We start from the raw sequence: 21,738 nt of genomic DNA, 5'->3' as shown, positions 1-21,738 counted from the left end.
CAGACAGACAGATGAGCGACGAACCCGAGGACGATATCCCGGTCACCTCTACCGAGCCGATCGATGCCGATTTCGAACCGGCCTTCGAGGACGCGGCGCATGCGCGTGCCGGTGGTGGGGGCGGGACTGGACCGGGCTGGCTGGGTGTGGCTGTGGCTGCCCTGATCGCGGCGGGTATCGGCGGCGCCATCGGCATCATTGCAACCATGGCCATCCCGGCAAAGGGCGACGGCGCCGACGTCGCGGCGCTGACCGCTGAACTCGATGCGGTGAAGGCAGAGCAGGAAGCTGCCAGCCTGGAGCGCAACAAGGTGATCCGCGACGCGGCCGACATCGAATTGCGGCTCGACACAAGCCTGACGTCAGTTGCCTCGGCCAGCAGCGAAGACCTCGGTCCCCTGCTTGATGAACTGGATGCGGTGTCGCGGCGGCTCGACGCAGTGGCGGCCTCCGACCAGAGCGGCGCGCTGACGCATTTGTCGGAACGGCTCGATGCACTGGAAGCGGTCGATACGAGCGGCGAGGCGACAGCGGCGGAACTTGCCCGCTCGCTCGGCGCGCTTTCGGAACGCGTCACATCGCTCGAAACACGGCTGGCAAGCCTTCAGTCCGACATGCTGCGCAGCAGCGGCGATACGACCGAGCTGACTAGCCTGATCGAGAGGATGCGAAACGACGAGGCGGCGGTGCGGGCAAAGGCGGAAGCCTCCGAGACCAGTGCCGATGCCGCGCTGGCCCTGTCTGCCATCGAGGCGGCGTCGCGACGGGGCGGGTCCTTTGAATCCGACTATCGCAAGCTGCGGGCCGTGATGCCGAAATCGGCGACGGTGCGGACTCTGGGTGAGGTTGCTGCCATCGGTGCGCCAACGCTGGCCGAATTGCAGCAGAGTTTCGCCCCGGCAAGCGCCAAGGCGCGCGCGGCCGTTCCAGCCGAAAAGGCTGGCGCGCTGGGCTGGCTGAACAACATGTTCGGCGATGCCGTGACGGTGCGCGGCGCAGGCGGCGAAGATGACGGCGCATCGGTGGCGCTGTCACGTGCGAAGGCCACGCTCGATGCAGGCGACCTGGAGGGCGCCGTCGGCGCACTGGGCACCCTGACGGGCGAGCCGGCGGCAGCGATGGCTGACTGGACCGCGTCGGCAAACCGTCGCATCACTCTCGAGAGAGGGCTCGAAGCGCTCCGGCTGAACATGATCGATGGGGAGGGGCAGTTGAAATGAACCGGTTATTCCTTTTCATCGTCGTGCTCGCGATCATAGTCGGCGGCGCGCTCATTGGCTTCTGGGCCGTGACGCTGCCCGGCAGCGTGGTGATCAATGACAGCCGCGGCGAGCTCGTGTCGCTGCATTCCGGTGTCGCCGCCATCGCGCTCATCGTGTTTGGCGGCCTTGTGGCGGCGGCCTGGTGGGTGGTGAGCGGCCTGTTCGTACTGCCGGGCAAGATTGGCCGCTCGCGCCAGTCGAACCGGGCCCGGAAGGCCAACATGGCCCTGGCCGAGGGCCTGCTGGCCGCCGAGGCCGGGGATTCCACGCATGCGCTGAAACTGGCGCGCAAGGCCGTGAAACATGCCGAGGACGAGCGCCTGAAACTGTTGCTGGAAGCGCGCGCGGCCGAGGCCAATGATGACTGGGCCGGCGCTGAGCGGGCCTGGGGCCAGCTGGCCCGGTTGCCCGGCGGCCACCTGGCCGGCCTGCGCGGGTCGGCGACGGCAGCGGCCGAGCGCGGCGACCATGCGACGGCGGAAGCCCGCGCGCAGGAAGCGCTGGGCCTCAAGTCCAACGCGGACTGGCCGTTCAATTCGCTGTTCGACCTGCAGGTTGCACGCGGGGAATGGGACAAGGCCCTCGAGACACTGGCGATTGGCGAGAAGCGCGGCCTGATTTCAGGCGACAGCCTGCGGCGCCGCCGTGCGGTGCTGCATACGGCGCGGGCCGTCGGCCTGCCGCATGACCGCAAGCAGGAGGCCCAGAAGGCGCTGGCCGAGGCCATTCGCGCGGCGCCCGGCCTGCCGCCGGCGGCCTGGCACGGCGCCCGCCAGCTGATGATCGACGACAAGGCGAAGGCGGCCCAGGGCGTGCTGGAGCTGGCCTGGAAGGCGCGGCCCCACCCGGCGCTGGCGCAATTGTCACGTCGCCTTGTACCGCAGGACAGCCGCGAGAATATCGCGGCGCGCCTGAAGGCGCTGGTCGCGACCCAGCCGAACCATCGGGAAAGCCGCATCCTGGCGGGCGAACTGGCCATGGACCAGGCCGACTGGGTCGGCGCGGTGAAGACGCTGGCGCTGCTGGTCGAAGAGAATCCGACGGCACGTCTGTGCCTGCTGATGGAGCGGGCGCTGAAAGGCTATGGCGATACGGAAGAGGCCCAGCGCTGGGGCCGCATGGCGGCCTCGGCCTCGCGCGAGGCCGACTGGTCGGATATCGACCCGAAAGGCAATGCCTTCGATTTTGCCCAGCGCGACTGGAGCCGGCTGGTCTATACGTTCGGCGATGTCGGCGAACTGGTGCACCCGCGCTATGAATCCTACGGACGTGAACTGGAGGCCGGACGCGTGCTGGCGATTGCCGGCCCGGACGAGGAGGACAAGGTGGCCCCGCCCAAGGCGCCGACAGGCCGCCTGACGCCGCCGCTCGACTATGCCTCCGACGACGACTGACCCGGGCGCGGCGCCAACAGGCAAAAGCGTCTTGCGCGCCGCCGCCCGTATGGGTATTCAGGCCTCACGCTCCGTGGAGCAGGCCGCTATAGCTCAGCTGGTAGAGCATCGCATTCGTAATGCGGGGGTCAGGTGTTCAAGTCACCTTAGCGGCACCATTCCCCACAACAGGCAAGCACGGGTCTAGGCACCAGCGGCCCGAACGCCCGCATGGCTGCGCGGCATCGGCATATGGCTGTGCAATGGGGAGAAGCCTATGGAGCCAGAAGAAGCCTCGACTTCGGCTGTTATCTCTCTGTTTGTAATAACTCTTCCTGATTCATTCTTTTGTAGTATCCGCGAACGCCTTTTTTTATGAACGGATCCACTCTGCGGCGGTTTCATTGCGGCAGACATCAAGAAAAACCGCCGCAAGCTCAGTTCCGTTGGCATCCGCACCAAAATCGAGACTTGTTTCCTAACCCTCAACAATCACGTTTCAGCCTGTCTGACGGAGGCTGTCTTCCTGATCTGCAGTATTGAGCTCCCAGGCGGCTTTCTTTCTGTAGATGGTAGACGGGTTGATCTGCAGGGATTTGGCGGCGGCAACGATATTGCCGCGGTTTAACGATATCGCACGCTCAATGGCTTTCTTCTCTGTCATCCAAAGAGGCTCAGATCCAAGCCGCGCCTCATGTACCGTCGGGATTTCTGCTGCTCCCGCAATGGAAGCGCCGGCCTCCGCCGGTTTGTCCATCGTCCGCTGGACATGAGGCAGCATGTCCCTTGTGACTTCATGGCCGGAGTGAAGCACGACAACGTTCCTGATCATGTTTTCCAGTTCTCGGACGTTTCCGTACCAGGGGTGAGAAATCAGCCATTCCTGCGCGCTCCTGTCGAAGCCGGAAAATGCCTTTCCTTCCTCCTTCGAATAGCGGCCGAGGAAGAACTCTGCGAGATTCAAGATATCACTTCCCCGGTCACGGAGTGGCGGAAGCGGAAGGGGAATGACGTGAAGACGGTAGTAGAGATCCTCCCGCAGCTTTCCCTGTTGCACGGCGCTCAGCGGATCGCGGTTGGTTGCCGCGACAATCCGGATGTCTGCCGTCCGGGTAAAGCTTTCGCCGACACGGGAGAACTCACCGGACTGCAGGAACCGCAGCAACTTCGGCTGGAGGTCGATGGGCATTTCCCCAAGCTCGTCAAGGAACAACGTACCACCTTCGGCAAGTTGCGCAGCCCCCGGACGATCGCTGGTGGCGCCCGTAAACGCTCCTTTCACATGGCCGAAGATTTCACTTTCGATCAGGTCTTTCGGAATAGCCCCGCAATTCACCGCCACAAACCGGGCATTGCGACGCGGACTCAGATCATGAATCGCCCGTGCCGCGAGTTCCTTCCCCGTCCCCGTCTCGCCGGTGATGAACACGCTCGCCCTTGAAGGCGCGGCAGCTTCGATTGTCTTGAACAAGCGCTGCATGGGGAACGACTGGCCGACAATCCCGCAGAAGTCAGCGCTGTCAATTTCCACCTGACTGGCCTGGACAACCTTCTTTACCTGGAAAGTTTCCAGCGCATTCCGAACCGTGGCTTGCAGACGCTCAGCGCTCGTCGGCTTTACAACAAAGTCCACTGCGCCCCGCCTCATTGCATCGACCGCGACACTGAGGGATCCATTTGCCGTAACCACTATGACAGGCGCAGCCAGGCCTTCGCGGATCCAGAGATCCAGGAGGTCGAGGCCTTCCATATCCGGCAGTTTGAGGTCGAGCAGGATACAGGTGGGTGGTTGTTCAGCCACCAGCTGCAAGGCCTGCGCGCCACAATCAGCAACATGAATGGAGTCAAACACATGCTTGAGTTGGGCCTGATACGTACGGGCCAGTGACGGCGTATCTTCAACAATGAGCAGACGAGCGAACTTATTCATTCCCAGCCACCTCCATACAGTTTTCTGTCAATGCCAAACGGACTGTTTCTGACTCCATAGAGATCATTCCGATCAGGCCGGACATGTCTGCATCGCGGCCTTCCGCAGCAGCGGTTTCAAGTTCAGCGGCGAGCTGGCTCAGCCGCGTGGCGCCGACATTGGCGGCGGCGCCCTTCAACGAGTGAGCGTGGTGTTCAACATCCCGGACTTCCGCCGACGAGAGGGCTGGCAACCGCCACAACATCTCCTTCAGGAAAATGCCGGCAATTTCGGAGAACGTCTCCATATCGTCCTGCCACAGTTTCGCTATCAGAGCTGTATCTATGCCTGGCCCCGCCATACCCTCAGCATCTTCAACCAGATCTGCAAGCGCATGCTCTCCTTCCGGCAACCATTTTGAAAGTGCGCGGTGAAGGGCATCGCTCCTGACCGGCTTGGTGATGTAACCCACCATTCCGGCATTGAGAGCCCTGTCCCTGTCCCCTTTCAACGCATGGGCCGTCATGGCGATGATCGGCTTTTTGAATCCCCGGTCCCTCAATATACGCGTTGCCTCCAGACCATCCATTCCCGGCATGGAGACGTCCATCAGGACCAGGTCAAACTCGTCATTCAGGGCGGCTTCCACCGCGGCGGCGCCATGGGTGACATGCACGAGATGTAGTCCCATGCGGATCAGCATGGTTTTCGCTACCATTGCGTTGGTTTCGCTGTCCTCGGCCATCAGGATTCGGCCGCTGAGGAGAGACGCCTTAGACTCGCCTTCCGGTTTGCCGGCGCGAATGTCTTCTTCGTAACTGATATCAATCGGCACACTGAACCTGAATGTCGACCCGACACCCGGAGTACTAGCAACGCTTATCGTCCCCCCGAGGATCTCGACCAACTCCTTGCTGATTGCGAGACCGAGGCCGGCACCGCCGTGCTGCTTAGACCTTGAGGAGTCCGCCTGTTTGAACCGATCGAACAGGCCCCGCTGGTCCGCCTCGCATATTCCGATGCCGGTATCCCGTACAGCAAATTCGAGCTGCTTGCTTGTGCCCTCTCCCCGGAGCGAGACGGAAATGTCGATACTCCCATTCTTGGTGAACTTGAGCGCATTGCCCACCAGATTGAGCAGGACCTGCCGGATTTTGCCGGCATCCGCGCACATGGCCGCTTCGGGCACTCTCAACTGAGTACTGAGGGACAGCCCCTTTCTGGATGCTTCCGGTCCGAACAGCTCACGGGCGAGATCGACGATGTCCGCGGGCCGGAAGAAGACCGGCTCGATGTCGACTTTCCCCGCTTCGATTCGTGAGAGGTCGAGCAGGTCATCGATCAGCGTGAGCAGGGTTTCAGCCGAGCGCTCGGCGGCCCGGATCAGCCGCGCACTTCCCGAATCAACACTGGCGTCATCGATCAACGAAAGAGACCCGATCACGCCGTTTAGCGGCGTGCGCATCTCGTGCGACATGTTCGCCAGGAAGTCTGATTTCGCGACACTGGCCTTCTCGGCCTCTTCCTTTGCTGCCCTGAGCTGCTTCTCGGCTTCCACATGCATGGTCATATCGCGGACGACGCCGTGGAACAGCACGTCAGTCGAAGTCTCGATTCGCTTACCAACAACTTCTGTAGGAATACGCTTTCCCAAGGCCGTAACGAATTCGATCTTCATACGGGCATGGTTCTGCTTGAAGGCCTTTTTGGTGGCATCTACTGCCGCGGCAACCTGATCTGCAGGAACAAAATCGAATGCGCTCTTGGAAAGAAGTTCCTTCTTCGCGTATCCCACCAATTCGCACGCTCGGGAATTCACATCCACGATCTTGCCGGCGCCGTCCATGACGACAATGGCATCGGGCGAAAGCTCGAACAGGCTCTGGAACCGCTCCTCGGATGCGCGCAGTTTCCGCTCGGCAATTTTCGCCTCGGTAATGTCCCGCAGGTGCGCGAGGAAACACATTTCATCGTCAAAATCGACGGGCGACACGGTTAGCTCGACATCCAGCGTTTCCCCTGTCTTGTTAACAGCCGGCACCTCAATACGCTGGTTGAGCACCGCATGCTCACGCGTATCCAGGTAGCGCTGCATTCCCTTGCGGTGAGCGTCCTGCAGATGTTCAGGAATGATCAGGCTGGCCATTTCGACACCGATCGCCTCGTGGCGCGCATACCCGAATGTATTCTCGGCCGCCTGATTGAACTCCAGGATCACCCCGTGCCGGTCGATCAGGATCACGCAATCGAGCGCGGCACCGATCATCGCATCGACCAGAATGCGGTCACGCATCTTCCTGATTTCAACGCCATCCGCCATGAGCATTCTCTCTGCACCAGACTTTTATTTGCGACCCCGGCCCGCAAATGGCCCCAGCCGCTGTCTGCACGCTGCAAAATGTGTGACGCAGCCCGCACTATAAAATCTTGCAATAATACAGACAGTTACATGACGGATTTAAGAATACCTGCATACGGTCGTGCAAATTGCAGCAATCAGTGCCGCAATTTGCACGACACCTGTCGCATTCTGCGACAGTCTTTTCAGCATTCTGCCACTCAGTACGCCCCGCGAGCGGCCAGGACGGCAACCGGTGTCTGTGCGAGTATCCATACGTCCTGCCAGACAGATTGCGATTTCATATATGCCACATCCAGTTCCACCTGCTGGGCGAATGGAATATCCGCCCGGCCGGAAATCTGCCAGGTGCAGGTCAAGCCCGGCTTGGTGAGAAGGCGACGGCGCGCAGATCGGGAATATTTCTCAACCTCCACAGGCAGTGCCGGGCGCGGCCCCACGAGGCACATTTCGCCCCGGAGGACGTTCCAGAGTTGGGGCAGCTCGTCGATGGAGTACTTGCGGATCATCGCACCGACCCGGGTAATTCTCGGATCGCGCTTCAGCTTGAACGTGACGCCGTCGTCCCGGTCATTCGACTTTTGCTTGAGCTCTTCCTGCGATGGACCGTTGATACGCATCGAACGGAATTTGAGCAGTTCGAAGGTCTGGCCGTGCTTGCCAACCCGGATTTGCCGGAAGAGTGCCGGACCCGGGCTTTCCAGGCGGATCGCTATTGCCGTCAACAGCAACAGCGGAAAAAGGAAAGCCAAACCAGCTGCGGCGCCCAGGATGTCTACCGCCCGTGACGCTCCCCGGTCCAGAAGCCTGACGGCTTTTTGCCGACGCCGGATCATGACGTGCCTGACTGCGTGAGTGAGAAAGGTCATGTTCCCTATAAGATACCGGCGCCACATACGCCGGGGCTCGCGTCGGAACCGGTATAGCCATTCGATTCCAGCCGAGCGCATCCATCCCGGCGCCCGGGGAATACGCTCCGACACGAAATCCAGCAGGCCACCCACCCCCAAGATGACCGGCGCATTCAGCCGATGACGGACGCGCGCGATCCAGACGTCCTGATCGGGAACCCCGAATGCGACGAACACAACCCGCGCACCGGAGCGATTGATCTCGTCGATGACTTCATTCTCGTCGCGCGGACCGAAGAAGCCGTGCCGGGTGCCGGCCACGCGAAGGCCGGGATATTTCCGCTCGGCATTTGCGGCCGCTTGTTGACCTACACCTTCACCGCCACCGAGGAAAAAGACCGGGATCTTTCTCAAGGCGAGACTGCGGCAAAGCGGACCGAAAAGATCCGTTCCGTTCAGGTTGCTTTGAAGCGGCACCCCTGCAAGACGCGCAGCAAGTGCGATACCTGACCCGTCAGGCAATAGCATTTCTGCATTTTGAAGAGCGTCCATATATCGCCAGTCCTTACGGGCGGCATTTGCACAGTGCGCATTTACAAAAGCCACATGCGTTGGGGTACGCGACTGAGCGCGTTCGACAATACCGTAGGCGACTTCCGCCATAGTTCCGTGTACGAGCTTAAATCCGAGCACAGACCGGATTCTGAGGCCTCGCGCCGGGCCTATTGCCGGTCGATGGCGCCACACGGAACCGCCTGACCATGGGTTAGAAAGATAGTTCAACATGCCCCTGCCTCCTGCTTGGGTAATAACCCCCGCGCATGCGCATAAGGCGTGCCGCATTCCCGCATTTCAGACTTTTTTAATACTAACAAGGCGTTACAAAAATCCCGGCCATACTGCCGAATTTTCTTGTCGTTTTCGGCAAGATTTGAGTGCTGCATTTTGCAGGTTTTACTGCGTTTTGCGGTCAGTCCCGTGGCGTGCCAAAATTATATTTATTCTATAAAAACAAGGCGCTTTACGGCGATCGAAGCGCCTTTACGAACTGGCCGTATTCTTGAATTGACCAAGACAGTCGCACGGAGCCCACATGCCGTCTGTCCTGGTGAAACTTCTAAAGCGCCTGATGCGCAGCAAGCTGACCCGCAACCTTGGCTGGCTGACGGGGGCCGAAGCTGTGAGCCGGATCGGACGCATTTTCACGGCCATCGTGCTCGCCAGACAACTGGACGCCACAGCCTTCGGCATTGCAGCTCTGGCTTTGACCGTATTCGAACTGACCCGCATCTTCACTGAGAACGGAGTCGGCGCTGCGGTCATTCGTGCGACAGCTGATAATCTTGCCCGGACCGCAAACACTGCCCACCGCATGATGTGGACTGTCTGTTTGGCACTTGCCACCCTTCAGGTCGCGGCAGCTTTCGTGGTGGACGCCCTCCTGCCGGGCAGGTCGCTCGGTCTCATGATCGGCGCCCTGGCCGGTGTCTACCTCATCATGCCCTTTGGCCTGTTGCACGCCTACATGCTGCAGCGCGCCGAAAACATGAAACGGCTCGCATCGGTCAGTGCTAGCCAGGCAATGGCAGACCATATGCTGACCGCACTTCTCGCGCTAACCGGGTTTGGCGCCTGGGCCATCGTCCTTCCCAAGCTTCTGACAGCTCCGATCTGGCTGTTCGGCGTCCGCAGGGGAGGCCCGTGGCGCCGGGACAGGGCCGCCGGGTATGCCCCCGTCGGTGAAATCGTTCGGTTTGCTGGTCTCGTACAGGCATCGGAACTCGTCACGGCCTGCCGCGAGAACGGCGACAAACTGATTGTCTCCGCACTGCTCGGCGTCGATGCGCTGGGCATCTACTATTTCGCGTTCAATGCCGGTCTGGGTGTATCGACCGCGCTCAATCGCGGATTCCTTGGTGCACTCTACCCGCATCTATGTGCTTCTGACGATCGGTCCGGGGCTTACCGGTCGGCAGTGTTCAAACTGGGCCTTCCGCTCAGTGCAGCCTACCTGCTGCAGGCGACGGCGGCCCTCATTTATGTGCCGATCGTCTTCGGAGCCAACTGGGCTTTCGCGGCGCCACTCGTTTCGATCATCTGCCTCGGCGGAACCGCGCGGCTCATCCAGGACAGCCTGCGAATGAAAGCCAGAGCCGACGGCCGTCCCGGCCAGGAGTTCTTTTCAGCGCTTGTCTTTACCACAAGCATTCTCTGCGCCTTCGCAGTATTCGCGCCGCTCGGACTGTTCGCGGCCAGTATCGCCTCGGTCGTGGCCGGCACACTCGCGGTCACAATCCTCTTCATTGCCGCGTCAGCCCCCCATCGGACACCGGTTCTCACCCCCCGGCCGGAGACCGCCTCCTCATGAACCACTCCCCCAAATACTCCATAATCATGCCGGCCTATAACGCCGCCAACACCATTGTGCGGGCAATCCGGAGCGTACAGGCGCAGACCTGTACAAGCTGGGAGCTGGTCATTGTCGATGACGGTTCTAACGATGGTACGGCACAAATCTGTGAGAGCCTTTGTCGCCGGGATTCTCGCATCACGGTTCACCAACAGGAAAACGCCGGCCCATCCGCGGCCCGCAATCGCGGCCTGGAATTGGTGATAGGCAGCCTGATAGCTTTTCTCGATGCTGACGATTTCTGGGCCCCGGAGCGCCTGAAAGGATTGCTGGAGAAACTGGAGGCATCACCGTCTTCCGGCGTGGTATTCAGTCGGACCCGGTTCTTCTGTGCCACGACCGGCAATGCCGGATTGTTGACGCCACATTTTGCAAACCTCTCACTCGAACAGCTGCTTGCTGAAAACCCGACCTGCAGCACATCCAATCTCGTCTGCCGCAGGGAAGTCTTTGAAGATGTCGGTCAGTTCGGCGCAGGACTGGATTTTGCGGAGGATCAGGATTGGCTGGTCAGGGTTGCCGCGAGCCGCCGATGGGAAATATCGGGCGTCGATGCTGAGTGGTTTTACTACCAGTCATCCGCCTTCAGTCAGTCTTCCGATCTCACGGCCATGCAAATGGGATGGCGGTCCCTGATCGTGAGCGTGCAGACGGCCTGTCCGGATGTGCCGGCTAGCATGCTCAGAAACGCGTACGGTTCGTTCCACCGTCAACTCGCCCGCAGGGCCTTGAGAATGCATCGCCCAGGGCTTGCCTTGGCTTATGTCTGGACTGGCTTGGTCCGAAATCCGTCCCTGATCCTCCGGCAACCGAAGCGTACAACACTGACGATCCTGGGCGCACTCCTTGGATGTCTGCCCGGTCCGTACCTCAAGGAGCTGGTTGCGCGATGACTACGTCTCCGACAGTATCCGTCATTGTCCCGGTCTATAATACCGAGGCGTATGTGAGAGAGGCGATCGACTCCGTCCTCAGCCAGACATTCGAGGGATTCGAACTCCTCATTGTTGATGATGGCGGAACAGATAATTCTATCAGCATCTGCCAGAGCTACAAAGACTCGAGAATTACCATCATCGCACAGGAAAACAGAGGACTGGCCGGTGCACGAAACACCGGAATCCGACATGCGAAAGGCATGTATCTGGCATTTCTGGATTCAGACGACGCATGGGAACCCAACAAGCTCGCACTTCATGTCCAGCATCTGGACTCAGCACCGGAAGTCGGGATCAGCTACGCCGCTTCGTCCCTGACCGACGATCATGGGCGGCCTCTTCGCGTCGTGCAGCGGCCCCGACTACTCCGTATACGCCCTGATATCGTGTTCCTTCGCAACCCTGTCGGGAACGGCTCCGCTCCGGTGATCCGGCGGGACGTATTCGACGACATCGCCTTTCTGGGATTGCGCAACGAACCGGAGTATTTTGATGAACGCTTCAGGCAATCCGAAGACATCGAATGCTGGATCCGGATTGCCCTGACGACCGCGTGGAAATTTGAAGGCATCGACGGTGTCCTGACCCGCTACCGCATCAATGAGGGTGGTCTGTCAGCAAATATCGTCCGCCAGTATGAATCCTGGCTCAAGGTTAGAGATAAGGTGCGGACGATTGCCCCTGACTTTGCCAAGCGTTGGGAAAAGAAAGCCGAAGCTTACCAACTCCGCTATCTTGCCCGACGCTGCATACGCATGTCCGATGGCGCGATGGCCTTGAGCCTTTTGAAGTCATCTTTGGCGAAGCACCCTGCAATGCTTCTGGCTGAGCCGCTGAAGACAAGCGCAACACTCTGCCTAGCCATCCTTATGCGTAACTTCCCGGCGTTTACGGCGAGATCCCTCAGCCAGGGTCTCTCGAAAGGATGACTATGGATCGCCGCCCCCTGATTGCTCATATTCTGGACGATGTTTCAGTAGGTGGGGTCACGCGTGCTCTCGGGAATTTCGATCACCCGAAACTGGCGGAGCCTTTCAGACATGAAATCTTGAATCTGAATACGTGGCGCGAATGCCCACAGCGGGAGTTTGACGTCGGCGTCGTTCACTTCACGATGAACTGGCGAAAGCTGCCAATACTCTTTTCTCTCAAAACCAGCGGGCGCTTCCGGCGGCTGATTCTTGTCGAGCACAGTTATACGAGAGGCTTTGAAGAGAACTGTGTTGAAAACCAGAGGCGTTTTCACCGGATGTTGAGATACGCTTATGGCCTGGCAGATATGGTTGTCGCGGTCTCTCACCAACAACATGAATGGATTTTGGAGAACACCCTGGCCCAGCCGGCCGGAACAACCACTATTCCTCAGTCCCTTGACTATAGAGCATTCTTCAAACTTGAACCAGCGCGCCGGAAATCTCCCGCGCTTCGCATTGGCGCGTATGGCCGGTTTCACCCGCAAAAGGGGTTTCGCTTTCTAGTGCAGGCTATGCAAGAAATTTCCCCTTCGGAGGCAACACTTCACATCGCTGGCCGCGGACCAGAAGCAGACATGCTCTACCGCCTTGCTGCACCCCTGCCGCATGTAACCATTCAAAATGAATTCGTAGAACCGGAACACTTCCTTCCGACCACCGACTGCATCTCCATCCCGTCCCCTTGGGAAGCTTTCGGACTTGTCGGAACGGAGGCGCGGGCGGCGGCCCGTCCCATCATCGCCGCCCGCGCCGACGGTTTGCTAAGTCAAATCGGGGATCACAGCTTCTCGCACGCCCCAAATGATGTCGTTGATCTTCGCCGGGCTATCCTCGAGGCGGTGAATTGCCGGGATCTCGAAAGACGAGGGAAAAGAGCCCGGGAGCATGTGTTTGGCGAATTTGAAGATATGCTCAATGCGTGGGCAGACCTGTTACGCCAGCTGACCCAGACGAGCTCGTATCCGCGCCTGGAAAGTTTCGCCTGACACCTCAGCCTTACTGCATGGATGAAAGCCGGCGGCATTCAGAGAACGCTATTCCCATGACCAGAAGTCCCGGCCACATCAGATAGGCAAGAATCTCCAGGTTTTCCCCAACGGAGTAGAGCAACATCGTTGCCGTTACTGCAAACGCGACCTGCCCTGCCCGAGACTTCAGAATGCTCAATATCGCAAACTCTGCCAGACTCCAGATCAGTGGCACCAGCAAAGCCAGAACACCAACCGCGCCTTTGACGAACAACAGTCCGTACCAGGTGTGGTGACTGCCGATCGGCATGAACTCCACAAAATGCGGACCACGTTCCACGATCCCGTGCCCCCAAATGGGCGCCTCCGTCCACCAGCGGTACACTGCAATTTCTCCAAGCGCCTCCCTTACCCGGGTGGAATCAGCCCGCATGGATTTCACCGAATTCAGTGTTCCTTCGAGCATATCCAGAAGAGATTGAGCGAACGGGGAAAGAGCCATGACTCCAAAAGCCGCAAGCAGCCACAAAGACGGTTTCCGCGAATTGCTGATGGCCATGGTGAGAGGCCAGACCATGAGCGCAACGGCCAAAGCCAGCCGGGATTTTGACAAGACAATCATCGCGACCGCTGAGACGATCCCTATCAGCTTCCAAAACCGGCTGCGGTCCGCCAATGCGAAGACAAGATAGAAATTTCCTATCAGGCCTGCTGCGGGAGACCAGGGCGTGAAGTATCTCAGCCGCGTCGACCCGTCTGTGGGTTCTATGGAGTAAAGCTGGACAGCAAAGAACTCTGGCCCCGGACCGCCGACAAATTTGAATGGGGATACGTATAGCACCTCCGGCATCCCCAGGAGCGGCGCCAGCATGAATGCGGGGGTGACGATCAGTGTTCCCGCAGCGACAGCACGGGCTGCGACAATTATCGTTTGCAGACGAATGTTCAGGCAGGCGCCAGCAAGCGGAAACATGGCAAGAAGCGCCCAACCCTTGGCCCATCCGATCGTCGACTTGATCGTCTGACCGAGTCCAAGCCGCTGATTCATGTGCGCTATCGCCAAAGCCATCAACATGAGCGCCATGCCCGCGATCCAGAACCAGACTCCGACTGGCACCGGTTCTAATTTGGTATTGTTCAGCCGGGTTCCCGCCAGATAGGATCTAAGCAGGATCAGCCCTGTCAACGCTACAGCGAGTACTGGCCCAAGCACATACAGTCCCCCTACGGCATAAACCGGCCAGGTGACAGCGAGAGACCAGAAGACTATATGGTCTTCAGCAGGGCGCGAATTATTGGAAGCCGTATCCAAAGCAATACCAGTCCGATGGTGTAGAGAAACAGTGTCGCAATCGCCCCAAGGGCTGCCAATTTCCTGGACGGAGAGACGGGTGAGCCCGGCAAAACTGGAGTCTCAATAATCTGAGTGAGCGGATAGGAGGCGAATATGTCTGTGCGATTCGAATCGATCCGCGCCAAAGCGGATGCCAGCACTGTTTCCGCAACTTTATGTACACGTAGCAAGGCTTCAAGACGCGCCGCCGGCTCGGCGAGCGCCTGAATGCTGACCTGATTTTCCTTGAGCTGGCGGCGGATCGTTTCGAGACGCTGCCTTTCCCCTTCGTAATCGGCAGACAAATTCAGGAGTTCTCCCGCCAACCCGGAAAACTCGCTGGACTGAATGAAATGGCTTCCCTCAAATTGCGAGAACGCCTTGGCGCCTATCAACATCCTGCCCCGCGAATTACGCGCCGCACCTAAGCCCCCCATTTCCTCAACGACAGCCGCCAGATCGGGGTGATTTATTCCAAACATCCGGCAGAGCTCGGCGTACTGTATTTCTACCTCTGACAACGCTTTAGACAAAGCCTGGAAGCTCGCATCTGACTGGAGCGTCAGAAAGTCTGCGGCCTTCTCGGGTGTCAGATCGAGAAGCCCTGTTATCTGATCCAGTTCTCCGCGAAGTGAGGATGCTTCCGTTTCGGCACTCACCAGATCTGACCTTAGCGCGTTTCCACGCGACACCTCCTGCTGAAACTGTTCCAACGACATCAGGCCAGTTTCCGTCTGAAAATCGACGATGCTTTGCTGCGCGACATCAACCGCCGTTTGGAATCTTCTGATCGTGTTGCGGTATGCTTCTTCCCGGATAGCTTGCTCTTCCACTCGCAACTCAGCGAGCTGGTGTTCGAATGCGCCGAGCCATGCGTCTGCAAGACGCTTCACTTCATCTCCTGAAGCGCCCTTCAGGGACACGTACATGAGCTTGGTCTGGTTCGCCAATCGCACCTGAGGCGCCGGCGTGTCGGCAATTGAGCGCCCAACCTCATCCGCAACGATTCCGCGTAATCGGTAGGATTGTAGAAGGCGCTTGTAGTTCTCGGTGGGGCTCAGACTGTGGTCGCCGAAGGGCGAGACGGAATTGCTACTAGCCTGCCCGAGCGATTCCAGGTTTACCGAGGATGACGGGCCTGCGCCCGGCAAAATGATCGTGAAGCCACTCTCATAGACACGTGGACTAAAAAGGATAAACGCAAGTGCGATCGCCAGGATCGCGCCGTAACCACCCAGCAGAACGAAGGCGTATCGCCGGTATCTGCCTTCTGCTGGACCACCGGTCAGGATGGGCCAGAATCTCACTCTGCAAGCCCCCCGATAAGGGCGGCATTTAGGACTGGCACTGTTGATCCCAGTACGAGCGAAAGCACGTCCCGGACATTGGTGACGTGAGAGTCGTAACAGGCTATCGCGTCATTGGGCAGAAGCACCGGGTTGAAGTCATCGCGATCCGCCCGGCGGACGAGGTCCTCTATCGACCGCGCGATTACTTCGCTTTCTTCGGTGACCGGGTTTCGTGAAATCAGGACGCCCCAACGGCGCGCATTGGTCGACTGCGTGCCTCCGACACAGTTCGCCGATATCAACCCCTGGAGAAACCGCGTGCCGTAAGGCAGGCTAGTCGCTTCCCGACCAATCGCCGACGCCCCATTGGACGCGGCGGGCTGCGTGAGATTGGACATGAATACCCGGACGCCGGGCGGCGTTATTCGCGACGGACGTGCCAGTGCAAGCTGAAAGCATTCCCGAGACGGAACATGTATCCTATCGCCAGCCACAAGAAGCGGATCCTCCAGTCGCCCCCCATTCAGGACGCCGCTCATATCAAGCATCCGGCGGTTTCCGGCGCGCACCAGAATTACGTTTCGCAAGTCGGCGTCCGGCCGTACGCCAGCCGCCGCGACAAGGGCGGCCGACAGTGTTCTCTGGACAGCCAAGTCTCCAGACGCCTTCAGTCTCGGTGCGGACTCATCTTCCGCCTTGCGTTCATTCAGAACGACGTTGCCTGTCTGGAAAACTGCGCCGGACACCGACACCTGCACAGGAGCCCAGTGAAGGACAGAAACACTGGTTCTCACAAATCCAGGTTGAAAGAAATCTCCTGCTACCAGCAGCCTGGAAACAGAATGCTCAAGCGCCTCCAGGCTTGTGCCGCCCGCTGGCACGTCACCTATGTATGGCATCCGGATATAACCGTCCGGAGCGACAACAAACTCTCCCTCGAATCCTTCGCCACGCACGATCTCGACCCGGACCAGGTCCCCCGGTGACAGGATCAGCTCGTCATCCCTGAGCAGCGGAATATGTGCACCACCATTGTCGGCTGATAGCGCCAGATCCAGATCTGCACACCGGCCGGCATTCTGATAGGCGGATGTCGTATATGGAAGGCCAAGGGGCTCTTCCGACATCGGCTGACGCTGGGCCTGGTACCCCTCCGTCCGCATGTCCGCCAGATTGCGTGGTACGTCGAATGAGCCCACGCATCCGGCAACAACAGCCATGCACAGCGTCGCCAAGCCGGCGCGCAGAGCGGCCAGATGGAAATGTCCCATCTTCTGCCTGGATTTGAAAAATTGCGACAATTCCGAACGCCTCACTAGACAGACGACGTACTGCAATTTTCAACGCAGAATATTTTGTCAAAAGAATCAGTGTGCTATGCCGAGACAAGCGGGCGATTGCTGCACATTGCATCTTCGCCTTTTGCGCCCCGCAGCACACGTGTTGCAAAATGCATCAGACAAACTCGGACGTAAATCGCCTCAGAAATGGCCATTTCTGCTGTATTTATTGGTGATTTTGGACAAGAAAAAACCGCTCCGGAGAGCGGCATGGTGCCAGAAGAGGACTGATCCCTCGAATTCGTTCTCAATAAATTCCATATAATTCATATGGTTGGGGGCGTCTAGTTTTTCGGGTACAATCTCTAAAATCTATTTCTTTGTACCTGTCAGTGTCACCATGTCGTCTAAGAGCATTCATGCGCCTCACGGAATTTCTCGCCGTAATACTGAGCGGATGTTACGAATCTCGGCGGACCCGCCCAAGTGCGATTTCAGGCGGGCGCGGTAACCAGCGTCGGTCGGCCGCCACAACCGACCAAGAGGGATTCTTAAGTGAAACTCACCGACACCGGGATTTTGTTCTCGCCTTCCGACCTGATCACCTTCATGGAATCTCCGTTCGCTTCGGCAATGGAGCGCAAGCGCCTTTTTGACCCATATCTATCGGAGTTGATGGACAAGGCCGACCCAATGCTGCTGAACCTTCAGCGGAAGGGGGATGCGCACGAGAAGAAGTTTCTAAATGACCTTTCGGCTGCAGGAAGGGACGTCGTTAGTATCGAAACCGTCGAACCGGATGACCGCGCGCGGATGACGCTTGAAGCGATGCAGGCTGGGCGGATGATCATCGCCCAAGGCTATCTTGCACTGGGACGTTTTGCAGGCTTTGCGGACTTTCTGGTCAGAGTCCCCGGGAAGTCCTGGTTCGGCGATTTCCACTATGAAGTTTGGGACACGAAGTTATCCCACAAGGTGAAGCCCTACTTCGCCATCCAGCTGGCTTGCTATGTTGATATGCTGGAAGCCATGCAGGGGCTTAGGCCAGAACGAATGTCAGTCGTGCTAGGCGACGGAACCAAGGTCGATCTCCGGGTCGCATCCTACTTCGCCTATTATCAGTCCCTGAAGAACCGGTTCCTCGATTTCCACGATACCGACGGACCGACACCCGATCCAGCAGCAAGTGTCACGCACGGTAGGTGGAGCAATTTGGCGGCCGATCTTCTGGAGAAGCGCGATCATCTCTCGAGAGTCGCAAATATGCGTCGCTCGCAAGTGCTTGCACTGGAGCGCGCCGGGGTCACGACCTTGACCGAACTCGCTCGGACGCCACTACAAAAAGTTCAAGGCATGGGCGATGAGACGCTTACCCGGTTCAAGTTTCAGGCAGCACTGCAACTGGCTTCGGTGACCGAAGACGTCCCACTTTATGAAGTTTTGCCGCATGACTCCGCGCTTCCACGAGGCTTGTCGCTGCTGCCGCCTGCCAGCCCGAATGATGTGTTCTTTGACATCGAGGGCTACCCAATGATCGAAGGGGGGCTCGAATACCTCTGGGGCGCTGCCTACTTCGACAACTCGGGCCAACGCCAGTTCCGTGATTTCTGGGCACACAACGAAAAGCAAGAGAAGGTTGCGTTCAGCGGATTTATAGACTGGGTCTACGCTCGGTGGCGCTCCGACCCAACAATGCGAATCTATCACTATGCGGCCTATGAGGTGACTGCCGTTCGACGCCTTATGGGACGCTATGGCGTTTGCGAAGAGCAGGTCGACAATCTGCTCCGCAACCACGTGTTCGTTGACCTATTTTCGGTCGTGCGTCAGGGGCTCATCATCGGAACCCCAAATTACTCAATTAAGAGTGTCGAGCACATTTATCGAAGCAAACGCGCCACTGACGTCGCGACAGGGGCCGACAGTATTCTCGTATATGAAGCTTGGCGCGAGAATCCGGACGGTGATACTTGGCAGACTTCGGAGGTACTTAAGTCCATCCGAGAATACAATATTGACGATTGCAACAGCACGCAGGAATTGGCGGCGTGGCTGCGCAACGAGCAGTCTAAACACGAGATCGTTTTCGCCGGACCGGTTGGCGCCGGAGAGCAAGAAATTGGAGAGGAGATCACCAAAAGGCTGCTTCTCAGGGACCGCTTGCTCTTGAGGGCTGAGAATGAAACGGACAAACGGGCTGCGGATATGCTTGAGACGCTCGCGTGGTCGCTGGAGTTTCATCGGCGAGAGCATAAGCCTATGTGGTGGCGATATTTCGATCGACAGGGTTGGTCGGAGGACGAAATTTACGACGACATGGACTGCATAGCAGGGGTGGAGCGAACAGATAAGCCTTCATGGAAGCCAACGCGGGGCCATCCGATTTCCGAATTTCGCTTTGATGTAGACCAGCCCTTCAAAGGCAAGGCGAAAAGTTTTTATGTGCTTGACCAAGATCTCATGAAAGTGACGACTAAAGAATATGATCCTGAAACAGGGACTATCAGCTTCGCTTCGAAAAATGACCTGCCATCACGGATGAATCTACTGCCGGACGAATACGTCAATCCGAAACCTATTCCTGGCGCCATCGAGTATGTTGTCGACAATCTAGTGAGTGGTTCAGCCGAGCCGCGGGCTATCGCTGACTTTCTGGCTCGCCGTAGACCCAACATCACGGGAAATACCGAAGGCCCGATCTTGAAGAACAAATCAGACTTCTTGGTGGAGGTGATAGAGGCCGCCGCGAATCTCGACTCGAGTTATCTGTGCATTCAGGGTCCGCCTGGCGCCGGGAAAACTTATACTGCCAAGCATATCATCGGCGAGCTTCTTCGGCGCGGCTTGCGCGTTGGGATTTCCTCCAACAGTCATAAGGCAATCAATAATCTTCTAGAGGGGGTGGCGGATCATATCAAACAGCAGGGCATCACGGCGAGCCTGATCAAGGTTCATAGCGACCAGACTGATCCCATCTTCGAACGCGGTGACATTGTACACGCAGGCACCATAAAAAATGTTTCGCTTCCCAGAACTGTCTGCCTAGGTGGAACAGCGTGGGCATTCGCAAGTGAAGCGGTCGAAAGCGAGTTCGATTACCTGTTCATCGACGAAGCGGGCCAGGTTTCGATCGCGAACCTGATAGGTATGAGCCAGTCCACGCGCAACATTGTGCTGATGGGTGATCAGATGCAACTGTCCCAGCCAACCCAAGGTGTCCACCCAGGCAACAGCGGCCAGTCGATCCTTGACTTTCTACTTCAGGGCAAGGCGACGATTCCAGACGATCTTGGCGTCTTTCTGCCCGAGACCTACCGCATGCATCCGGACGTTTGCGGTCTGATTTCGGATCAGGTCTATGACGGCCGGCTCGGGTCCAACTCAAGGACGCTAGAGCATGTGATCAAAGTCAACGGACCGACGATAAAGAAACAGTCCGGCATCTGCTTTGTGCCAGTTGAGCATCAGGGCAACACACAGGCGAGCGATGAGGAAGTCGCGGTGATCAAGGTCTTGATTAGTGAGTTGACCGGCGCAGAGCTTTGGCCGGACGCGCAAGGTAGGCCAAAAAAAATTGGTCCAAACGATATGCTGATCGTTGCGCCTTATAACTATCAGGTCAACAAGCTCAAAGCTGCTCTCGGACCGGGCGCCCGTGTTGGTACAGTCGATAAGTTTCAGGGCCAAGAAGCGCCGGTGGTTATCCTTTCAATGTGCACTTCCGATGCATCGGAAAGCCCCCGCGGTATCGACTTTTTGTTCTCGAAGAACCGCTTAAACGTCGCGATCTCTCGGGCCCAAGCTCTCGCAATCGTCGTCGGCCACCCCAGCCTTGCGACGACAGCGGTCGCCGATCTCAAGCAGATGGAACAGATAAACTTTTTCTGTGAGGTTTTGAACCATTCAGAACAATCCAACTTACATGGAGAAAAAGAATATGACTGAACGAGTGGAGATTTTTCGCTTTCAACGTCCACCGGCAAACGCAACAGCACGGCTGCTCGATGGTGAGCGGATGATTGTTGCCAAAGGGTCTACCGCTATCGCTCAAAGTACTGCGAATAAGAAGCGGGAAGAGGCGTTGCGGATTGATCTTGTCGCGAAGCGAATCTTGGCGCCTCATCCGGAAGATCCTGATCTCTATATATTCAAAGAAGATTTCGAGTTTAATAGTCCATCTCAAGCTGGGGGGGTCGTGCAGGGCTCCAACTGCAGTGGGCGCGAAAAATGGTTTCATATTGCGACGGGACTCTCGTTGAAGAGCTGGGCGGACCAATTGTCGAATGAAGGTTCGGATTTGTTGGACAGCGCTGAGGATGACATTGAGCGCAATATTAGGAACGATTCCACCCTTGGCGAAACTGAGCGACAATCGCTCATCCAAGCTCGTCGAGGGCAAGGAACGTTTCGGAGAAATGTGATGGCGATTGAGCGAGCGTGTCGTGTTACAGGTGTCGAGGATGAGCACCTTCTAATTGCTAGCCATATTCTGCCTTGGCGCGAGTGCGAGACGGCTCAACAGCGACTTGATGGCAATAATGGTTTACTTCTTACGCCGACGATAGATCGCTTGTTTGATCGAGGCAGGATTTCATTCGCAGACGATGGCGATGTGCTAGTCGGCGACAATTGCAGTAGCGCGACATTGGAAAAACTTGGCTTGCAGAATCTATCAGACCAAAGAGTTGGACCATTCCGTCCACAGCAATGCGTCTATTTGAATAAGCACCGAACGTTTTTTGGGTTTCCAGAACGAATGCCATCCTGAATCCTCGCATCCCGGTAGTGCAGC

14 protein-coding genes and 1 tRNA gene are annotated in these 21,738 nt (G+C 57.9%); 9 read left to right on the top strand and 6 right to left on the bottom strand.

The genetic code is table 11. The annotated features are described in order from the left end of the window. The first annotated feature begins 11 nt into the window (after positions 1–11). The 3 genes from AC0L7I_RS02855 (at position 12) to AC0L7I_RS02845 (ending at position 2,814) form a co-directional block, all read left to right on the top strand. On the top strand, positions 12–1,220 hold the full coding sequence (locus tag AC0L7I_RS02855) for a COG4223 family protein (protein WP_473398025.1): 1,209 nt from the start codon (positions 12–14) through the stop codon (positions 1,218–1,220). Then, the gene (locus AC0L7I_RS02850) at positions 1,217–2,656 is read left to right on the top strand and encodes a heme biosynthesis HemY N-terminal domain-containing protein (RefSeq protein ID WP_473398024.1); all 1,440 of its coding nucleotides are present in this window, start codon (positions 1,217–1,219) and stop codon (positions 2,654–2,656) included. Before AC0L7I_RS02855 ends, AC0L7I_RS02850 begins: the two co-directional genes overlap by 4 nt. Before the next feature lie 82 nt (positions 2,657–2,738). Then, positions 2,739–2,814 (top strand) — tRNA-Thr (locus AC0L7I_RS02845). 320 nt (positions 2,815–3,134) lie between these two features. Here AC0L7I_RS02845 and AC0L7I_RS02840 read toward each other — a convergent pair. From AC0L7I_RS02840 to AC0L7I_RS02830, 3 genes are all read right to left on the bottom strand, one after another. After that, positions 3,135–4,565: a sigma-54-dependent transcriptional regulator gene (locus AC0L7I_RS02840; protein ID WP_473398023.1), complete on the bottom strand. Its 1,431-nt coding sequence runs from the start codon at positions 4,563–4,565 to the stop codon at positions 3,135–3,137. Continuing rightward, the gene (locus AC0L7I_RS02835; RefSeq protein ID WP_473399109.1) at positions 4,558–6,810 is read right to left on the bottom strand and encodes a PAS domain-containing hybrid sensor histidine kinase/response regulator; all 2,253 of its coding nucleotides are present in this window, start codon (positions 6,808–6,810) and stop codon (positions 4,558–4,560) included. The genes AC0L7I_RS02840 and AC0L7I_RS02835 overlap by 8 nt, the downstream gene beginning before the upstream one ends. Positions 6,811–7,103: 293 nt before the next feature. Continuing rightward, positions 7,104–8,417, bottom strand: coding sequence for a WecB/TagA/CpsF family glycosyltransferase (locus tag AC0L7I_RS02830; RefSeq protein ID WP_473398022.1), 1,314 nt, complete (start codon positions 8,415–8,417; stop codon positions 7,104–7,106). Between the two features lie 430 nt (positions 8,418–8,847). Here AC0L7I_RS02830 and AC0L7I_RS02825 point away from each other — a divergent pair, with 430 nt between their 5' ends. Genes AC0L7I_RS02825 through AC0L7I_RS02810 form a run of 4 tightly spaced genes read left to right on the top strand, consistent with a single transcriptional unit; the run spans position 8,848 to position 13,062 of the window. Then, positions 8,848–10,122: an oligosaccharide flippase family protein gene (locus AC0L7I_RS02825; protein ID WP_473398021.1), complete on the top strand. Its 1,275-nt coding sequence runs from the start codon at positions 8,848–8,850 to the stop codon at positions 10,120–10,122. Then, complete coding sequence (locus AC0L7I_RS02820; RefSeq protein WP_473398020.1) at positions 10,119–11,057, top strand: glycosyltransferase family 2 protein; 939 nt, start codon at positions 10,119–10,121, stop codon at positions 11,055–11,057. Before AC0L7I_RS02825 ends, AC0L7I_RS02820 begins: the two co-directional genes overlap by 4 nt. Beyond that, positions 11,054–12,031, top strand: a complete 978-nt coding sequence (locus AC0L7I_RS02815) for a glycosyltransferase family 2 protein (protein ID WP_473398019.1) — start codon at positions 11,054–11,056, stop codon at positions 12,029–12,031. The genes AC0L7I_RS02820 and AC0L7I_RS02815 overlap by 4 nt, the downstream gene beginning before the upstream one ends. A 2-nt stretch (positions 12,032–12,033) precedes the next feature. After that, positions 12,034–13,062: a glycosyltransferase gene (locus AC0L7I_RS02810; RefSeq protein WP_473398018.1), complete on the top strand. Its 1,029-nt coding sequence runs from the start codon at positions 12,034–12,036 to the stop codon at positions 13,060–13,062. Positions 13,063–13,072: 10 nt separating this feature from the next. On the opposite strand, the gene AC0L7I_RS02805 is transcribed toward AC0L7I_RS02810, so the two are convergent. The 3 genes from AC0L7I_RS02805 to AC0L7I_RS02795 form a co-directional block, all read right to left on the bottom strand. Further along, positions 13,073–14,230 carry an O-antigen ligase domain-containing protein gene (locus AC0L7I_RS02805; protein ID WP_473398017.1) on the bottom strand — a complete coding sequence of 386 codons (1,158 nt, stop codon included), beginning with the start codon at positions 14,228–14,230 and terminating at the stop codon, positions 13,073–13,075. A gap of 80 nt (positions 14,231–14,310) precedes the next feature. Beyond that, complete coding sequence (locus AC0L7I_RS02800; RefSeq protein ID WP_473398016.1) at positions 14,311–15,684, bottom strand: GumC family protein; 1,374 nt, start codon at positions 15,682–15,684, stop codon at positions 14,311–14,313. Then, positions 15,681–16,937, bottom strand: a complete 1,257-nt coding sequence (locus tag AC0L7I_RS02795) for a polysaccharide biosynthesis/export family protein (protein WP_473398015.1) — start codon at positions 16,935–16,937, stop codon at positions 15,681–15,683. Before AC0L7I_RS02795 ends, AC0L7I_RS02800 begins: the two co-directional genes overlap by 4 nt. Positions 16,938–17,501: 564 nt before the next feature. Here AC0L7I_RS02795 and AC0L7I_RS02790 point away from each other — a divergent pair. Together AC0L7I_RS02790 and AC0L7I_RS02785 are read left to right on the top strand one after the other, a co-directional pair. Further along, a complete protein-coding gene (locus tag AC0L7I_RS02790; protein ID WP_473398014.1) occupies positions 17,502–20,891 on the top strand; it encodes a TM0106 family RecB-like putative nuclease in 3,390 nt (1,129 codons plus the stop codon). Beyond that, entirely contained in the window at positions 20,869–21,714 is an 846-nt protein-coding gene (locus AC0L7I_RS02785; RefSeq protein WP_473398013.1) for a DUF4357 domain-containing protein, read from the top strand. The genes AC0L7I_RS02790 and AC0L7I_RS02785 overlap by 23 nt, the downstream gene beginning before the upstream one ends. Positions 21,715–21,738 lie beyond the last annotated feature (24 nt).

The organism is Hyphomonas sp. J20-32 (assembly GCF_055808555.1).
The sequence above is the reverse complement of the archived record's forward strand: the minus strand, read 5'-3'. Positions and strand labels throughout refer to the sequence as shown.